General features: G+C 66.3%; 17 protein-coding genes. 9 read left to right on the forward strand and 8 right to left on the reverse strand.

From position 1 onward, the window contains the following. Positions 1-16 precede the first annotated feature (16 nt). Genes O3932_RS00445 through O3932_RS00455 form a run of 3 tightly spaced genes read right to left on the reverse strand, consistent with a single transcriptional unit; the run spans position 17 to position 2,459 of the window. The gene (locus O3932_RS00445) at positions 17-982 is read right to left on the reverse strand and encodes a transmembrane domain-containing protein (protein ID WP_371535425.1); all 966 of its coding nucleotides are present in this window, start codon (positions 980-982) and stop codon (positions 17-19) included. Then, complete coding sequence (locus O3932_RS00450) at positions 979-1,557, reverse strand: 1-acyl-sn-glycerol-3-phosphate acyltransferase (protein ID WP_291448511.1); 579 nt, start codon at positions 1,555-1,557, stop codon at positions 979-981. The genes O3932_RS00445 and O3932_RS00450 overlap by 4 nt, the downstream gene beginning before the upstream one ends. Positions 1,558-1,604: 47 nt before the next feature. Further along, positions 1,605-2,459 (reverse strand): D-hexose-6-phosphate mutarotase, encoded by an 855-nt coding sequence (locus O3932_RS00455; protein ID WP_371535428.1) that lies wholly within the window; start codon positions 2,457-2,459, stop codon positions 1,605-1,607. Between the two features lie 227 nt (positions 2,460-2,686). Between O3932_RS00455 and typA the strand changes: the two genes are divergently transcribed. Continuing rightward, positions 2,687-4,606, forward strand: coding sequence for a translational GTPase TypA (gene typA / locus O3932_RS00460; protein ID WP_009648196.1), 1,920 nt, complete (start codon positions 2,687-2,689; stop codon positions 4,604-4,606). Positions 4,607-4,632: 26 nt separating this feature from the next. Here the strand turns inward: typA and O3932_RS00465 are convergent, their stop codons facing one another. Beyond that, complete coding sequence (locus O3932_RS00465; protein ID WP_315295321.1) at positions 4,633-4,959, reverse strand: 2-hydroxymuconic semialdehyde dehydrogenase; 327 nt, start codon at positions 4,957-4,959, stop codon at positions 4,633-4,635. A gap of 52 nt (positions 4,960-5,011) precedes the next feature. Here O3932_RS00465 and fdxA point away from each other — a divergent pair, with 52 nt between their 5' ends. Both fdxA and dapC read left to right on the forward strand, forming a co-directional pair. Continuing rightward, on the forward strand, positions 5,012-5,353 hold the full coding sequence (gene fdxA, locus O3932_RS00470; protein ID WP_009648216.1) for a ferredoxin: 342 nt from the start codon (positions 5,012-5,014) through the stop codon (positions 5,351-5,353). 19 nt (positions 5,354-5,372) lie between these two features. Further along, the gene (dapC, locus tag O3932_RS00475) at positions 5,373-6,518 is read left to right on the forward strand and encodes a succinyldiaminopimelate transaminase (protein WP_371535431.1); all 1,146 of its coding nucleotides are present in this window, start codon (positions 5,373-5,375) and stop codon (positions 6,516-6,518) included. A gap of 64 nt (positions 6,519-6,582) precedes the next feature. Here dapC and dapD read toward each other — a convergent pair whose 3' ends face one another. Beyond that, the gene (gene dapD / locus O3932_RS00480; protein ID WP_299238828.1) at positions 6,583-7,539 is read right to left on the reverse strand and encodes a 2,3,4,5-tetrahydropyridine-2,6-dicarboxylate N-succinyltransferase; all 957 of its coding nucleotides are present in this window, start codon (positions 7,537-7,539) and stop codon (positions 6,583-6,585) included. A 44-nt stretch (positions 7,540-7,583) separates the two neighbouring features. Continuing rightward, positions 7,584-8,285, reverse strand: a complete 702-nt coding sequence (locus tag O3932_RS00485) for a nucleoside triphosphate pyrophosphatase (protein WP_371535434.1) — start codon at positions 8,283-8,285, stop codon at positions 7,584-7,586. 226 nt (positions 8,286-8,511) lie between these two features. Between O3932_RS00485 and O3932_RS00490 the strand changes: the two genes are divergently transcribed. The 6 genes from O3932_RS00490 to galE all read left to right on the forward strand — a co-directional run bounded on the left by O3932_RS00490 (position 8,512) and on the right by galE (position 14,537). Then, entirely contained in the window at positions 8,512-9,546 is a 1,035-nt protein-coding gene (locus tag O3932_RS00490) for an adenylate/guanylate cyclase domain-containing protein (protein ID WP_315294203.1), read from the forward strand. Between the two features lie 97 nt (positions 9,547-9,643). Then, on the forward strand, positions 9,644-10,321 hold the full coding sequence (locus O3932_RS00495) for a response regulator transcription factor (RefSeq protein WP_296505022.1): 678 nt from the start codon (positions 9,644-9,646) through the stop codon (positions 10,319-10,321). Positions 10,322-10,344: 23 nt separating this feature from the next. After that, positions 10,345-11,673 carry an ATP-binding protein gene (locus tag O3932_RS00500; protein WP_009648194.1) on the forward strand — a complete coding sequence of 443 codons (1,329 nt, stop codon included), beginning with the start codon at positions 10,345-10,347 and terminating at the stop codon, positions 11,671-11,673. Positions 11,674-11,706: 33 nt separating this feature from the next. After that, positions 11,707-12,861 (forward strand): 5-(carboxyamino)imidazole ribonucleotide synthase, encoded by a 1,155-nt coding sequence (locus O3932_RS00505; RefSeq protein ID WP_371535437.1) that lies wholly within the window; start codon positions 11,707-11,709, stop codon positions 12,859-12,861. A 64-nt stretch (positions 12,862-12,925) separates the two neighbouring features. Continuing rightward, the gene (gene purE / locus O3932_RS00510) at positions 12,926-13,480 is read left to right on the forward strand and encodes a 5-(carboxyamino)imidazole ribonucleotide mutase (protein WP_291448539.1); all 555 of its coding nucleotides are present in this window, start codon (positions 12,926-12,928) and stop codon (positions 13,478-13,480) included. 61 nt (positions 13,481-13,541) lie between these two features. Further along, complete coding sequence (gene galE / locus O3932_RS00515; RefSeq protein ID WP_371535441.1) at positions 13,542-14,537, forward strand: UDP-glucose 4-epimerase GalE; 996 nt, start codon at positions 13,542-13,544, stop codon at positions 14,535-14,537. A gap of 97 nt (positions 14,538-14,634) precedes the next feature. On the opposite strand, the gene O3932_RS00520 is transcribed toward galE, so the two are convergent. Further along, complete coding sequence (locus O3932_RS00520; protein ID WP_371535666.1) at positions 14,635-15,819, reverse strand: LCP family protein; 1,185 nt, start codon at positions 15,817-15,819, stop codon at positions 14,635-14,637. Positions 15,820-16,457: 638 nt separating this feature from the next. Further along, positions 16,458-17,768, reverse strand: coding sequence for an LCP family protein (locus O3932_RS00525; protein WP_009648201.1), 1,311 nt, complete (start codon positions 17,766-17,768; stop codon positions 16,458-16,460). Position 17,769: the final 1 nt, after the last annotated feature.

Below are 17,769 nucleotides of genomic sequence, written 5' to 3' on the forward strand. Positions count from 1 at the left end.
AGCATCGCTCGAATGATCAGTCGCCCGTCGGGGGAGCGAAGCGCTCGCTGGACTCCGGGGTGGGCGGCATATCCGTGGGGTCTTCGCGAGACGAATCGGCCTCCGGTGCGGGCGGCGCAGGCGTGAGCGCCGACAGCGCGGACCCAGGCGCGGGGGACGCGTACGGCGCTGCCACCCCCTTCGCCTCCAAGGCGGCCTCGCGCTGCGACGCTCGCACGGATGCATCCCAGTCGAATTGGGCGTCGGCCGCTGCCTGACGCGACCGGCGAATCCACCGAATGAACGCGCCCACGAGAACCAACGCGAGGACGCCGCCGGTGATCGCAAGGATCGGGGTCAGGGACGAGCGCGCGGAACCCCCGCCTCGTTCCCGGCTCGGCGACGGCGACGGTGACGGCGTGGGAGAAACGGAAGGTGCGGGGGACGCGGCCGCCGCATCGGCGTTCACCGTGCCCGTCGCGGTCACATCGTCACGCACATTCGTCCACGTGACCGTGCTCGCGTCAGTCTTCGTTGAGACGCCCGCGGACGTGACGGCCCCACCTTCCGAGGCCTCGACGATCTCGGAGGCATGCGCGACCAGCGTGACAGAGTCGATGGTGGCGACCGCCTCGGGCGTGGAAAACCCCTCGAGAAGGCGGGCGGATTCCGAATGAAAGTGGAAAACGCCGCCAGAGTCGACCGTCACGACCTCCGACCCTGCACTGGGCAGCACCCACGTGAAGCGGCAGCCGTCGATACCGTTGACATCAACCAGCACGGCGGAGGACGCTTGCGCGCCCGTCCCCATCGATTGGCACTGCTCGCCGATGAGCGGATGATCCGTCGAGAGCGTCACCTCGTGGGTGGCGGACACCCCCGGAGTGATGTCGTAGACCTCAGCCAGGTGAATCGGCGTCGGATCATCCGCGACGGCGGGCGCACCGAGCGCACACAGCGCCAGCGCCCCACCGGCGCAGGCCATTGCGCGTGCACCCCTCACGACGCCTCGTCCTCGGAACGCAGACGCGGGACCGAGGTCTTGGCGGGCTTGACGCCCACCTTGCCCGCGTAAAACGCGCGAATCACGTCCATGTCGGCCCGCACATCACCCGTCAGACGGTACGTCGGCCCCCACCCGAAGGTGCGGGTGTTGCGGTCGATGAAGCCCAGCTGGATCGGCACATCCGCCTCCATGGCGATGCGGTAGAAGCCCGACTTCCAGAACTCACGCGGCGAACGCGTCCCCTTCGGGGTGATGCACAGCGTGAACGAGTCGGACTCGCGGATACGCTGGGCGACCTGCTCGACGAGGCCGTGGGCCGCGCTGCGCTCTACGGGAACCGCGCCGATCTTCTTGACGAACCAGCCCAGCAGCGGGGCCTTCACCACGGAATCCTTCACCAGGAATGAGAACGTGCGCCCCGACTTCCACATGGAAATCGCCATGAAGACGCCGTCCCAATTCGAGGTGTGCGGGGCACCGATAACGATGACCTTGTCCGGCAGGGGCTGCGTAGACAGCTTCCACCGGGAAACAGACAGGTAGGCGGACGCAATCGCGGAGGTGAGAGCCATGGTGGCCTTTCTGGTCGTAGCTGCCCTCAATCCTACCCGCGGGCCGCTCAGTCCAGCGTCTCCACGGCGAGGGACTGCGTCATGATGTGAGGGTGGCCCGGCCACAGCGTCAGCGCCCTCTCGCGCACCGCCGCGGTCTCTACGCACACGAAGTGCTGCCACTCGCCCTCGCCGATATCGCTCATGGTGGCCGCGCCCTGTGCCCAGGGGTTCCACACGATGGTGGAGCCGGAGCCGTTCTTATCCACGATGATGCGTCGGTCCAGCTTGGGGTCGATGACGCTGACCTGCTGCGTCGTCGTGTAGACGCGGTCAGTGAAACCCACGAAGCTCAGGTCCCCGCACTGAGTGGCGTAGCGGCCGCGCACCTTGTCGAAGTAGCGCTCGCCGTCCAAGCCCTCGATGCTCACGTCCTTGACGTCCCCGACGCGCAGGTAGGTGTGCATGGCGGCCTCAATCGCGAAAGGGTGGTCGTCCTCGTTCGTCAGGGTCAGGCTCATGCTCAGCTCGTCACCCGCGCTCACATCGAGGCGCGCGCAGAAGGAATGGGGGTAGAGCATGGAGGTCTCGCCCGTGTGGTGCAGCTCGAAAGAGAACGAGGCCGGGGCGTCGTTCGTGGGGTGGGACGAGGAGCGGAGCTTCCACATGGAGGTGCGGGCAAATCCGTGAGCCCCTGCGCCCGGCCCTGGTCGTGATGGGGAGTCATCAGGACCCCCGAACCAGGGAAGACAGAGGGGGATGCCACCGCGGATTGCTGTCGTGCCGTCGAGAACGGCGCGGGAGGAAAGCCATAGGACATCATCATCGTTGGTTGGGTGCCAGGACAGGAGGTGTGCCCCGAAAGGGGTGATCTGTGTCGAGGCTGAGGGGACAGTGGCGGAGAAGGTGGCGATGTCGCTCATATCTATCAGTTAAGTGGAGGGGTTGTTTCTCAGCAAATAGACCAATCGGTCCAGCTGGGTGGGGTGGTGACGTGGTGGATTTCGCAGGATGGCATGCGCATAGGCCCTCCGTATGCCGATATTCTGGAGAGGTATGTGCGTGGAATCGGTCAGCTGTCCGATTGTCAACCGGGCTTCTGTGCCCCATCACACGCAATAATAGGTGTCCACATGTGAGGAGTCCAGATATGCCCACGCGTCCCGACCTGCGAAACGTCGCGATCGTCGCACACGTCGATCACGGAAAGACCACGCTGGTTGACGCAATGCTCTGGCAATCCGGAGCGTTCTCCGAGCGCGACACGGTCGAAAAGACCGGTGAGCGCGTCATGGACTCCGGCGATCTTGAACGAGAAAAGGGCATCACCATTCTCGCCAAGAACACCGCCGTCCACTACCGTGGCCCCGCCGCGCAGGCCCTGGGCCTTCAGGACGGCGTCACCATCAACGTTATCGACACCCCCGGCCACGCCGACTTCGGCGGCGAGGTTGAGCGCGGCCTGTCCATGGTCGACGGTGTCGTCCTCATGGTTGACGCCTCCGAAGGCCCACTCCCGCAGACCCGCTTCGTGCTGCGCAAGGCCCTCCAGGCCCACCTGCCCGTCATCGTCGTCGTCAACAAGGTTGACCGCCCCGACTCGCGTATCGACGAGGTCGTCTCCGAGACGACCGACCTGCTGCTCTCCCTCGGCGAGGACCTTATGAACGAGGGCATCGACATCGACGTGGACTCCCTCATGGACGTCCCCGTCGTGTACGCCTCCGCTAAGGCCGGCAAGTGCTCCCTCGAGAACCCGGGCGACGGCCAGCTGCCCACCGAGAACCTCGAACCCCTGTTCGAGACTATCCTCAGCCGCATCCCCGGCCCCTCCTACGACGAGGACATGCCCCTGCAGGCGCACGTCACCAACCTGGATGCCTCGCCCTTCCTGGGCCGTCTGGCCCTGCTGCGCATCCACAACGGCACCCTCAAGAAGGGGGCCGACGTGGGATTGGCCCGCCACGACGGCACCATCCAGCGCGTGCACATCTCCGAGCTGCTGGCCACCGAGGGCCTCGAACGCGTCTCGACCGACTCCGCTGCGCCCGGCGACATCGTCGCCGTCGCCGGCATCGAAGACATCATGATCGGCGAGTCCCTCGTTGACCTCGAGGATCCGCGTCCCCTCCCACTCATCACGGTCGACGACCCGGCGATCTCTATGACGATTGGCATCAACACCTCGCCCATGGCAGGTCGCGTCAAAGGCGCGAAGGTCACGGCGCGCCAGGTCAAGGACCGCCTGGACCGCGAACTCATCGGCAACGTGTCGCTGAAGGTCCTGCCCACCGAGCGTCCCGACGCCTGGGAAGTTCAGGGCCGAGGCGAACTCGCCCTGGCGATCCTCGTTGAACAGATGCGCCGCGAGGGCTTCGAGCTGACCGTCGGCAAGCCGCAGGTCGTCACCAAGGAGATCGACGGCGTCCTCAGCGAGCCCATGGAGCGCATGACGATCGACATCCCCGAAGAGTACCTCGGTGCCATCACGCAGCTCATGGCCGCCCGCAAGGGCCGCATGGAAACCATGGCGAACCACGGGTCGGGCTGGATTCGCCTCGAGTTCGTCGTCCCCGCCCGCGGCCTCATCGGCTTCCGCACGCGCTTCCTCACCGAAACGCGTGGCACCGGCATCGCGTCGTCCATCGCCGAGGGCTACGCCCCCTGGCAGGGCACCATCGAGCAGCGCCTCACCGGCTCGCTCGTCGCCGACCGCGCCGGCCAGGCCACCCCCTACGCGATGACGAACCTGCAGGAGCGCGGCTCCTTCATCGTCGAACCCTCCTCGGAGGTCTACGAAGGCCAGGTCGTGGGCGAGAACCCGCGCGGCGAGGACATGGACGTGAACATCTGCCGCGAGAAGAAGCAGACGAACACCCGCAGCGCGACCGCAGACGTGTACGAGTCGCTGACCCCCTCGCGCAAGCTGACCCTCGAGGAATCCCTCGAGTTCGCGGCCAACGACGAGTGCGTCGAGGTCACCCCCGAGGCCGTGCGCGTGCGCAAGGTCGTCCTGGACGCTCAGGAGCGCTTCAAGATCGCCGCTCGCGAGCGCCGCGCCAACCGCTGACCCACCCGAGTGCGCCCCTCCGCCCGCTAGATCGTGGGCGGGGGAGGCACCCTCTTGCCCGTCACCATCGTGCGGGCATCCACGCGAACCGGCCCACGCCTCGTCGCGACCGTGACGTGGGTGGGAGCCACCTCTAAGGCCTCTCCCAGGGCGTCGTGCAGACCGTCTGCCAGGCGGTAACGGATGACGATTCTCTCGCCGACCTCGAAGCGCATCCACGGCAGATCGGGAATTGCGCGAAGAGGGCGTGCGGAAATTTGCTCTCCTGCGTCGGCGTGCGCGCGCTGGGCATGCGGCGACAATGCGCCGTTTTCCGCGGGAATATGTGCGGTGGGTGACTCGGGGCTACTCATACGTGAATAATAGAATCAACGAGTCTTTAGAACTGACCAGGAGGAACGTCTCATGACCTACGTCATCGCGCAGCCGTGCGTGGACGTCAAGGATCGCGCGTGCGTGGACGAGTGCCCCGTCGACTGCATCTACGAGGGGGAGCGCACGCTCTACATTCACCCCGAGGAGTGCGTGGACTGCGGCGCATGCGAGCCCGTGTGCCCCACCGAAGCGATCTTCTACGAGGATGACCTGCCCGAGGAATGGGCGGACTACCTGCGCGCCAACGTCGATTTCTTCAACGAGCTGGGAAGCCCCGGCGGTGCCCAGAAGACCGGTGTCCAGGACTACGACGACCCGATGATTGCCGCGCTGCCTCCTCAGAATGAGGAATGGAAGGCCGAAAACCTCTGACAGTCGATAGGGTAGGGGCATGACAACTACGCTGCCTCGCCCCCTCGACCTGCCCGAATTCCCCTGGGATCAGCTTGCGCCCGCCAAAGCGCGCGCAGCTGCACATCCCGGGGGAATCTGTGATCTGAGCGTCGGCACGCCCGTCGACGACACCCCCGCGTTCATCCGAGATGCGCTCGCCGAGGCATCCAACGCGCACGGCTACCCGACGGTGATTGGCACCGCTGAGGTGCGCGATGCGATCCTCGCTTGGGGGGCGCGACGGGGCATGGTCGATGTCGGCCCCGGCGGCGTGATTCCTACGATTGGCTCGAAGGAAGCCGTCGCCTGGCTCCCCTTCCTGCTCGGCGTACGCCCCGGCGACACCGTCCTGGTTCCCGAGGTTGCCTACCCGACCTACGACATCGGCGCCCGCCTGGCTGGAGCGACTCCCGTCCCCGTCGACCCGACGAACCCCGACTCGTGGCCCGAGGCCACCCTCGTCTACCTGAACTCGCCCGGCAACCCCGACGGACACGTCATGAGTAAGGACGAGCTGCGCGGAGTCGTCGCGTGGGCGCGCTCCCACGGCGCTGTCGTTGTGTCCGACGAGTGCTACGCGGCCCTGCCCTGGGCCGAACCCTATGTGAGCGAGGGCGTGCCCTCCCTGCTGAATGTTGACGTCTGCGACGGCGACGCGAGCGGCCTCCTCGTCCTGTACTCGCTGTCCAAGCAGTCGAACCTCGCGGGCTACCGCGCCGCCCTCATCTACGGCGACCCCGCGCTGGTCGCCCCCATCGTGAACGCGCGTAAGCACTCCGGGCTCATGGTGCCCGCCCCCGTCCAGCACGCGATGGCCCTCGCCCTGACTGACACCGAGCACGTCGAGGACCTGCGGGAGGTCTACGCCGCGCGACGCACCCTTCTCCTCGAGGCCCTGACCGACGCCGGCCTCGACGTTGACCCCGACAGTGCAGCCGGCCTGTACCTGTGGGTCGCCGACCCCGCTAACCCGGCCGACTCGTGGGCGCTCGTGGACCGACTGGCCGAACTTGGCATCCTCGCCGCTCCCGGCAACTTCTACGGCACCGCTGCCCACGGGCGCGTGCGCGTGGCCCTCACCGCCAGCGACGAGCGCGTGGCAGCCGCGGCCAGCCGCATCCGCGAGGCATGGTCCGCCCGCTGACGGTTTCTACACCGAACGAGGCCGGGACGCATGACGCGCCCCGGCCTCGTTCGGTGTGTCCTCGTCAGTTCGAGGCGTGCAGCGCGTCGTTAAGCTCGATGCCCACGACGCCCGCGCGGGCGATGGCCTCGATGCGACCCGTCTGAGAGTTGCGGCGGAACAGAATGTTCGACGCACCCGACAGCTCGCGCGCTGCGATCGTGCGAGGCTCAGCCTCGCCGGAGGAATCAATGAGCGTCACCTTCGCGCCGGCGGTCACGTACAGGCCGGCCTCGACCACGCAGTCGTCGCCCAGAGCGATGCCCAGGCCCGAGTTCGCACCCAGCAGGCAGCGCTCGCCCAGGCGCACGCGCTGCTTACCGCCGCCCGAGAGCGTGCCCATCGTGGAGGCGCCGCCGCCCACGTCCGAGCCGTCGCCGATGACGACGCCCTGCGAGACGCGGCCCTCGACCATGGAGCGACCCAGCGTGCCCGCGTTGAAGTTGACGAAGCCGGCGTGCATGACGGTCGTGCCCTCGGACAGGTAGGCACCCAGGCGCACACGGGTGCCGTCGGCGATACGCACTCCCGAGGGCAGCACGTAGTTGACCATCGGCGGGAACTTGTCGATGCCCTGCACGGTCACGGGGCGACCGTCGCGGGCGCGCAGGCGCAGGCGGGTGGCCTCGAAATCGGCGACCGCACACGGACCCGCATCCGTCCACACGACGTTGGGCAGCACCGCGAAGATACCGTCCAGGTTGATCGTGTTGGGCGCCACCAGGCGGTGGGAAAGCAGGTGCAGGCGCAGGTAAGCGTCCTCGGTCGAGGCGGGGGCCGCGGTCAGGTCAATCGTCGTCGTCACGACGACGGTACGCACGCGGCGCGCATCGTCCACGCGCTCCAGCAGGGCCAGCGAAGTTGCCAGCTCCTCATCGCTCCCGGGTTCGCCCAGGTGCGGGGCGGGATACCACGTGTCGAGAGTTGTTCCGTCCAGGGTGATCGTTGCGAGGCCGACGCCCCATGCAGTGCTGTTATCCATGCCCCTACAGTACGGGGATTACGCGGGTCGTTTCGGAGTGAAACTCAGGGGCGCGGCGCATCCCACAGGTCCGGCCAAAACACGCCCAGCTCGGAGGCCATGGAGCGCAGCAGCGGCAACGAGATGCCGACGACCGAGTGATAATCGCCCGTCACGCCCTCGATGAAGGGACCGCCCAGGCCATCTACTGTAAAGGATCCTGCCACGTGCAGCGGCTCGCCCGTCGCCACGTACGCGTCGATCTCTGCGTCCGAGATGTCTCCGAAGTGGACCTGGGTCGAGGCGGAGCGGGTGACGCTTGCGCTTACCGTGCGCGTGCCCGTCCTCCCGTCGGTCGACGAGGCTGGGGCGAGGATCGCTGCCGAGTGTCCCGTCCACAGGGTGGCGCTCGTGCGGCGCATGGCGCGGATGCGCTCGCGGGCAACCTCGGGAGTGTGGGGCTTGCCGAGCATCTGACTGTCAATCTCGAGCATCGAGTCGCAGCCGACGACGAGGACGGGATCCCCCTCGGGCAGTTCTGGGTCTCCCTGGGCCAGAGCCTCGCACACGTCCGCGCACTTGGCGGCGGCGAGGGCCGCCACCTCGTCAGCGGGGGTGGTGGCACCTCCTGAGAATGCGCGTCCGCCGGGCAGCGCGGCGAGGACGGCCTCCTCGTCAACGGTGGACACCCGGACTATTGGCGTGATGCCCGCCGCGATGAGCGTGGCACGGCGGGCGGGGGAGGCGGAGGCAAGAACGAGGCGCATAGGCACATTGTGGACCATGTGTCACGTCGCGCGCAGTCAAGCTGCAAAATAGTGCAAAAAACGGAGTTGTCGCAGGTAAATGTGCAAATGAGTGGTGGAAAATCAATCAGTCTACTACAATTGTCAGTGCGTGAGGTCATAATTTACTGTGACCTTAAAGCGTGATCTACTATACTTATCATCCGCTGATGTGGTGTTGAGTCAGCCTGACGAGGAGGGAATCGCGATGGATGAGCGTGCGGCATCGTCCCATGCATCTCCCGATGACCTCACCGCAACCAGCTACGTTCCCCAGCTGCTCGGTGGTCATCTCACATACTCTGCCCGCGACCTCGCCGAGGCGACGGACACTCCGATCGAGCGCGTCTTACAGTTCTGGATCGCCCTGGGCTTCCAAGCCCCCGATCCGGATGAGCGGATGTTCTCCCAGCGTGACATCGACGTGTTTGGCAAGTGGCACGACCTCGTCGAGTCTGGTGTTATCGATACCGCCACGTCGCGCTCGCTCCTGCGCGCCAACTCCCACCTGGCCGACCGTCTCGCCCTGTGGCAGTTTGAGGCCCTGGTGGAGGACTCGATGCGTCGGCTCATGCTGGACGACACGACGGCTCGCATGTACGTGCTCGACCACATGCGTGAGCACATCGACGTCTTCCAGGAGATGTTCGTGTACTCCTGGCGTCGTCAGCTCGAGGCGACCCTCTCGCGCTTTGACCGCGAGGTCTCTCAGCGCGGTCACGAGGAGCGTCACAGCCGCTTCCCGCTCAATCGTTGCCTCGGCTTCGTGGACATGGTCTCCTACACCTCGTCCTCAACGATTCTCGGGGATGCTCTGGTCGGCCTCATCGAGCGCTTCGAGGAAGAAAGCCGGACGGCGGTCATCGAAGAGGGCGGTCGCGTCGTCAAGATGATCGGCGACGCCGTTCTCTACATCGCCGATGACCTGCCCACCGGATTGCGCGTGGCAACCGCCCTCATTGAACGTCTCAACGCGGACGATGAAATGCTTCCCGTACGCGCGTCTTTTGTGCGTGGTGACGTCTTTTCGCGCTCCGGCGATGTCTTCGGTCCGACCGTTAATCTGGCGTCTCGCCTCGTGGACATCGCGCCGGTCGGTAAGATACTCACCGATCCTGCCACCGCGGCTGCGATCGCCGCTGGCAAGGGTGGCGAAGGGTACGAACTCGAGGAGTTCCCGACCGCAGACTTGCGCGGTTTTGGGCCTGTTTCTCCCTACCTGCTCTCTGCTCGTGTCGCCTGACGCGAGCGTTCTCAGCGTCTTTCGTTGACTCCTGACGCCCACGTTTTTTGGGTCAAGAGAGGTGAAAGTTTTGGTTCAGAATTGCTAAGATGAGAGTGTGACTACAGTTCTCCTCGTTGAAGACGATCCGGCCATCTCCGAGCCCCTCGCGCGGGCCCTGGGCAGGGAAGGATACGACGTGCGCGCGCACGCCACGGGCGGTGCAGCCCTGGCCGACACACGCAGCGTCGACCTGGTCGTCCTGGACCTCGGCCTGCCTGACATGGACGGCCTCGACGTCGCCCGTGAGATCCGCGCCGCCGGAAACCGGGTCCCGATCCTCATTCTCACCGCACGCACAGACGAAGTTGACATGGTTGTCGGCCTCGACGCGGGCGCGGACGACTACGTGACCAAGCCCTTCCGTCTGGCCGAGCTGCTCGCCCGCGTACGCGCGCTCCTGCGTCGTCAGGTCGCAGAACCCGCTGAAGGCGAGCTGCGCGCCCAGGACATCCGCATGGACGTCGCAGCCCATCGCGCCTTCGTCGGCGACGTGGAGCTGAGCCTGACGGCCAAGGAGTTCGACCTGCTGCGCGTTCTGCTGCGCGAGGCCGGATCCGTCGTCGCTCGCGACGCGCTCATGCGCGAGGTCTGGGGTTCCGACCCGACCGGCTCCACCAAGACCCTGGACATGCACGTGTCCTGGCTGCGTCGTAAGCTCGGCGATGACGCGACCGACCCGCACTACATTACAACCGTGCGCGGGATGGGCTTCCGATTCGAAAGCGCGCGCTAATCCGTCGCTAAAGGAGGGTCACCATGCGCGCACGCGCGGTGAGGATGATTGTCTCCGTCGTCGCTGTCGTGTGCGTCGTCATGGGCCTGCCCGGCGCGTTTTTTGCCTCGGTGTCTATCTGGGCTTCCGAGCAGCGTGACCTGGAAGTCGCTGCCCAGCGCATCGTTCAGAGCATCGACCGTCGCAACGCGGCGGGCGAAAGCACGGACGCTGAGTCAGTAGCGGCGCTCGTCGCCGACCAGAATGAGGGCCGCGACGAACTCAGCTACCGTATTCTCGTGCCCGGCCACAACCTCATTACGGACGAGACTGAGCCGATCGGGCGCACGATGACAGCCTTTGCGGAGTCCCCGAGTGGCGTGAGTGTCCAGCTCACCTCCTCAGCCTCGGGCGCGACCACCCGCATCCTGTGGGCGTGCGGCATGTTCGGTGCTGGCATGATCGGCTCTATGCTGATCGGCCTGCTCATGGCTCGCTCGCTCTCGCGTTCCCTGTCCGCGCCTCTCATCTACCTGGCCGCACAGGCTGAGCAGATCGGCTCCGGCGGCGTGCGCGCTCGCGTTGAAGAATCCGGCATCGAAGAGATCGACCTGGTCTCCGAGGAACTCGCCCGCACAGGCGAGCGCATGGCCGGACGCCTCGCCGCCGAGCGCCAAGCCGCCGCCGACGCCTCCCACCAGCTGCGCACGCCGCTCACCGCCCTGTCGATGCGCCTGGAGGAAATTGAACTCATCTCCTCCGAGGAGGAAGTGCGTGCCGAAGCCCGCACCTGCCTCGAACAGGTCGAGCGCATGACCAACGTCGTTTCCGAACTCCTCGATGTCTCCAAGCGCCAAAACGGTGGGCAAACCGAGGCCATCCACATCCTCGAAGTCTTCAACACCGCCCGCGAAGAGTGGGAGGACCAGTTTAAGGCGGCAGGCCGTCCCCTCGTCTTTCTCGACGAGGCCGAGCGCCCAATCCTGGCCGACGCCGGCAAACTCGGACAGGTACTGGCCACGCTCATCGAAAACTCCCTGCGTTACGGAGATGGAATGACGCGCGTGTGGGCGCACGCCGGTTCCTCCAAACGCGGCGTTATCATTGAGGTCAGCGACGAAGGCGAAGGTATCGACGAAGCCCTGGCACCCGACATCTTCGAAAAGGGTGTGTCTGGACACGGTTCGACGGGCATCGGCCTGGCTCTCGCCCACGACCTGGCCCAGGCGATGGGCGGGCGCCTGGAACTCAAGTCCAACATTCCCCCCGTTTTCACGATATCCGTCGCAGCAATCCCCGCGTCCCTGGACCCCGATCGCGTCATGCCCGAAGGGCCGCTCATTTCCATGGGACGCCGCTCGCGTCGCTTTTAGGAGAGCGGTAGATTGGGAGGCGTGGAACGCGATATGTTGACTCCTCCCACCGTGGCCGTCATCGGCGGCGGACAGCTGGCACGCATGATGCAGGAGAGCGCTATCGCGCTCGGCATTAACCTTCGGGTCCTCGTCGAGGCCGAGGATGGGGCGACCGGTCTGGTGACCGTCGACAAGGCTGTCGGTGCCCCCAAGGATCTGGACGCCGTTCGCGCGCTCATCGACGGTGCGGACGTCCTCACTTTCGAACATGAGCATATTCCTGCCCAAACCATGGAGGAAGCCGCGCGCGTCGTCTCCGTGCAACCCCCGGCCCCCGCTCTCCTGTACGCCCAGGACAAGCTTCAGATGCGTGCGCGCCTGAGTGAGATGGGCATCCCCTGCCCGGCATGGGCACGCGTCGACAACGCGGCTGAGCTGGAGCGTTTCGGAGCAGTCATCGGCTGGCCCCTCATCGTCAAGACCCCGCGAGGCGGCTACGACGGCCACGGTGTCGCGGTGGCCCACAGTCCCGCCGACGTCGAGTCATGGTGGGGAGGCGGCTCACTCCTGGCCGAGGCCCTGGTGCCCTTCACGGGTGAGGTGGCGGCCCTGCTGGCACGCACCCCCTCGGGCGAGGTTGCCTCCTGGCCCGTCGCCTCCACCGTCCAAGTGGACGGCGTGTGTGCCGAGGTCACGGCTCCCGCGATCGGTATCCGACCCGAGACAGCGGCCGAAGCGCGCCGCATCGGAGAACGCATTGCCTCGGAGCTGGGCGTCACCGGCGTCCTGGCCGTCGAGATGTTTGTCGTCGGAGAGGGAGCGGATGAGCGCGTCCTCGTCAACGAGCTGGCCATGCGCCCCCACAACACCGGACACTGGACCATCGATGGGGCCGTCACCAGCCAGTTCGAGCAACACCTGCGCGCCGTCCTGGACCTGCCACTCGGCTCTACCGACCTGCGCGCACCGGATACCTACTCCGTCATGGTCAACCTGCTGGGTTCCGCCTACGACCAGCCCGCGCGTGCCCTCGCCGCGGCCTATGAAGCCGGGGGAGACAGAGCGAAAGTCCACCTCTACGGCAAAGAGGTGCGCCCGGGCCGCAAGCTCGGCCACGTTACCGTCGTCGACAAAGACCCGGACGTGGCTCTGACGCGCGCACGGGCCGCCGTTGAGGCCCTGCACGGCACCTCCGCCAGCGACTGACCACCCAACCGTCGGCCGAACGGCGAGAGCGCCCCGGCCTCGTCCCATCCCGAAAGGACCGCCCATGACCACCGACCTCGACATCCAGCTCACGGCAACCAGCGACTGCCCCCTCGTCGGTGTCGTCATGGGTTCCGACTCAGACTGGCCCACCATGGAACCCGCCGTCGCAGCACTCGCCGAGTTCGCCATCGGCTGCGAAGTCGGCGTCGTCTCCGCCCACCGCATGCCCGAGGACATGGTCGCCTATGGGAGGAGCGCCTCGGAGCGGGGGCTGCGCGTCATCATCGCCGGAGCCGGCGGTGCCGCCCACCTTCCTGGCATGCTCGCCGCCCTCACCGAGCTGCCCGTCATCGGCGTGCCCGTTCCCCTCAAGCACCTCGACGGCGTGGACTCCCTGCACTCCATCGTCCAAATGCCCGCCGGCGTGCCCGTCGCGACCGTGTCCATCGCGGGCGCGCGCAACGCCGGACTGCTCGCCGCCCGTATCCTCGGCGCCGGCGAAGGATCGTGGTGTGAAGGTCTGCGCGCACAAATGCGCGACTTCCAGAAGGATCTGCGCGACGTCGCCAGCGCCAAGGGCGCAGCCCTCGCCAAGCGCGTCGCCGAGGACTACTGACAGGCCCCCACAAGCCCCGCGCGGGTAGGCGCGGGCGCTCCCACCGTCGTATCCTGAAGGCATGAGCATTCTCGTTTGTGGCGGTGCCGGCTACATCGGCGCCCATGTTGTCCGCCTCCTGCGTCAGCGCGGGGATCGCGTCGTCGTCGTCGACGATCTGTCCACCTCGAACGCCGCCCGGGTCGGGGATACGCCCCTGGTTCGCCTCGACGTCGCCACGGACGAAGCGCGGTCCAGCCTGTCCACCCTCATGATGGACGAGGACGTCACCGCCGTCATCCACTTCTCCGCCCGCAAGCAGGTCGGAGAATCCGTCAAGCGCCCTGCCTGGTACTACGCGCAGAACATCGGCGGCATGGCTAACGTCCTGGCTGCCATGGAGGACGCGGGCGTCGACCAGATGATCTTCTCCTCCTCCGCCGCCGTCTACGGCATGCCCACCGCCGAGGTCGTCACCGAAGACATGGCTGGCCACCCCATCAACCCCTACGGCGAAACCAAGCTGATCGGCGAATGGATGATGGCCGACTGCGAGCGCGCATGGGATCTGAAATGGATCGGCCTGCGCTACTTCAACGTTGCCGGTGCTGGCTGGCCCGACCTGGCCGACCCCGCCATCATGAACCTTATCCCCATGGTTCTCGACCGCCTCGAGCGCGGGGAGAGCGCCAAGATCTTCGGCGCCGACTACGACACCCCGGACGGCACCTGCGTGCGCGACTACATCCACGTCATGGACCTGGCCGAGGCCCACATCGCCGCCCTCGACGTCCTCGCTGAAGGCCGCCAGCCCGACCACCACACCTACAACGTCGGTACCGGCCTGGGCACCTCCGTCCAGGAGATCATCGACGGCCTGCGCCGCGTCATCGGCTGGGACTTCCCCGTCGAGGTCCTCGAGCGCCGCGCCGGTGATCCGCCCAAGCTCATCGGTGACCCGCTGTCTATCGGCGTGGACCTGGGCTGGAAGGCCAACAACGGTCTCGACGAGATCCTCACCTCCGCCTGGGAAGGCTGGCAGGCAGGTCCGCGACCCATCACGGTACCCGGTGCCTGAGAGCCTCTTCAACGCCTGACACGGCCGCGGCCTCGTCCCTTCTGTTGTGAGGGAACGAGGCCGCGGCTTGTTCTGCGCTCGGGCGCACCTGAGGACGTCAGCCGATCTGGTTGAGATCCGAGGTCGTGAGTTTGCCGGAGCGCAGCTTGGCGAAGAAGTCAGGGGCCGTCTCGTCACGCAGCAGGACCGCCGAGGCGCCCGCGCTGGTCGTATAGTCCAGCGACTCGATGGGCGGGACGCCCATCAGCTCGTCGGACGAAGCGCTGCGCAGCGCCATCACGAGGGAAGCAACCGTCATGATCGAGGAATCCTCATCGACAGTGAACGACTTGGAACCAGCGCGCTCCACGCGTAGGGTCCGCGCGGGGTTGATGAGGGTCGCGGGGGATGCGGCCTCGGACACGACCTTGGAGATCACCTGACGCTGACGCTTCGTACGACCGATATCGCCCTCCGGATCCTGGTATCGCATACGCGAGAACTGCAGGGCGGTGGGGCCGTCCACCGTGTGGCAGCCAGCGGTCCAGTTCAGGCCCGAATACTCGTCGTTCGAGTCGTGGTCGTAGCACAGCTCCACGCCGCCGACCGCGTCCACCATGTCGGGCACCGCACCCATGCCGATCTGCACGAAGTGATCGATGGTCAAACCCGTCAGCTTCTCGACTGTCTCGACCAGGAGCTGGGGGCCGCCGTAGGCGTAGGAAGCGTTGATCTTGTCCCAGCCGACGCCGGGAATCTCAGCGTAGGTATCGCGGGGAATCGACACCGCAACAGCCTGGCCGTTCGCCGCGATGTTGACCAGCATGATCGAGTCAGCGCGCTCGGATCCCTCAAAGCCGTCCTGCACGGCACCGTCCGCACGCGAGTCCGAACCGGCCAACAGGTACGTCGTACCGGCCGTATCCGAGGCGCCCGACAGTGCGCTCACGCGCCCGATGTTCGTGTTCGCGTCCCACACGAGGAATCCGCCCCACGCGAGAACAATGACCAGGAGAACAGACAGCGTCTTGAGGACCAGGCGTCGGCGGCGCTTGCGCCGAGGCCTCGGAGCTGTCGCCGGAGCGGTGCGTGACGGCGTAGCGCCGGGTGTGGGGACCGGGTCGGGGCCTGCCTGGGAGCGTGTGGCGCTCACCTGGCGCGGCCCGTTACCCGAGGGCGCGAAGCTGGGAGCCGCTGGGGTGCGGGACGTTGCAGCGTTGCCGGAGCCGGGCGCGAAGCTGGGAGCCGCTGGGGTGCGGGGCGTTGCAGTGTTGCTGGAGCCAGGTGCGAAGCTGGGAGCCACAGGGGTGCGGGACGTTGCAGCGTTGCTGGAGCCAGGCGCGAAGGACGGCGGGTTCGGAGCAACCGTCGTCTCGTCGGGCGTGGCAGGCGGGTTCGGAGCAACCGTCGTCTCGTCGGGCGTGGCAGGCGGATTCGGAACCGGCGCACTCCGACGGGCGGAGGACGCAGGTGTCGGAACAGGATACGCCCCCTTGGGGGAGGACGCAGGTGTCGGAACAGGATACGCCCCCTTGGGGGAGGACGACGGTGTCGGGACAGGGTGCGTCGCCTGGGGGGAGGACGACGGTGTCGGGACAGGGTGCGTCGCCTGGGGGGAGGACGACGGGTTCTGTGACGAGTCCGCCTGGCGCGTGCGCAACGACTTGCGCGCGGCCGATCCCGGCGCGAACGACGGGGGCGGGGTAGGAGCGGAACGCCTCGGAAACAGCGAGGACGGATCGCGCTGGGGCTGATCCAGGGTCGGCGGCATCAGCGGGCGCGAGGAGTCGGCACCGTCCTCGGAAATCCTCCACATCTGCGGCGCGATCCCCTCAGGTGGGGGAATGGGCGCGCCGGAGGGAGCCTCCTGGCCGATGACGTGCGCGTCATCGAAGTCGGGGCGGCGTCGTTTCGGGTTGGGCGTGAACGAGGGAGGAGTGCTCATTTGTCTTTCGGCGGGCAGGTGGCGGCGTTCTTCTGGGCGGCAGCCTCGTTGGCTGCGTTGTTCTCAACGGAGGCCGACTGCTCGGTATTGTCCGTGGTGCTCTGGGGCTGACCGGCGTTCTGAGTGTCGGCCGCAGAGGGCGTCGGCGAGGGCACGGCCTGTGCAGCCTTCGGGTCGGGGACCACCAGCTGCGCGCCGTTGCCATCCGTGTAGGTCGTACCCACGGGCAGCGCCTTGTCCTGCTTGAGCGCGGTCCACATGTTGCGGGCCATCGGTTCAGCAGCAATGCGTCGGTTCGGATCCCAGTAGGGCTCTTCGACGGGCATCGTCACAAACTGGATGTTCGTGCGGTCGATCTTCGACAGGACATTGAGCAGCAAATTAGTATCTGCGCTGGCATCGCCCAGGTTCGGGGAGACGTTGACAGACTGGATCGCGGCCTGCAGGAAGGTGAGGAGCGCGCCGGAGTCGGTGACGTAGTCCTTGGCCTGAAGCTCGCGAAGCATCGCGGAGATGAGCTGCTGTTGGCGGCCGATACGAGAGATGTCGGAGCCATCGCCCTGGCCCTTGCGCGAGCGCATGTAGGCCAGCGACTGAGTGCCGTCCAACTTCCAGCATCCCGCGTCGATGTACAGCTGAGCGGACTCATCTTCGATGTGATTAGGGATGTTGAACCAGATACCGCCCAGGGCGTCGATCATCTTGATGAAGCCGGCGAAGTTCACGACCATGAAGGAATCGATCGTCATGCCCGACATGTTCTCGATGGTCGACTTCACGCACGCAATACCGGGCGCGATGTCGGCGTCGGTGTTACCACCGTCGGCACCGTAGAACATGGAGTTGTTGAACATCTCTTCTTCGATGGGCTCGCTGGTCGATCCGTCGCGGTGCTTACAAGCGGGGATATCGACCAGCGTGTCGCGCGGAATCGACACGACCTGAACACGAGAGCGGTCGGCGCTGACGTGGATAACCATCGTCGAGTCGTTGCGAAGGCCGGGGACCTCCTCCTCGTCACCTGCACCGACATTGCCGCTGTCGCCGTTACGCGAGTCCGTGCCGACGACGAGAATGTTGAGGGCGCGGCCGTCAAACGAATCCGGGGTCGCCTGAGCGTTCCCGTCGATCTGATAGTCGCCGATGTCCACGACTCGGTCGGCGAAATCGGCACTGATTTTGGCGTAGAGGAAGCACGCCGTTGACGTGGCGAAGAGAGCGCCGACCATCAGGATGGTGAGCGTATATCGCAGGAGGCCAAAGCGCCCAAAGTTAACAGCCGAGTGCTGGATCGGTCGCAGATTCATG

Source organism: Pauljensenia sp. 20925_1_25 (assembly GCF_041433955.1).
In the GTDB taxonomy this organism is placed as follows: domain Bacteria; phylum Actinomycetota; class Actinomycetes; order Actinomycetales; family Actinomycetaceae; genus Pauljensenia.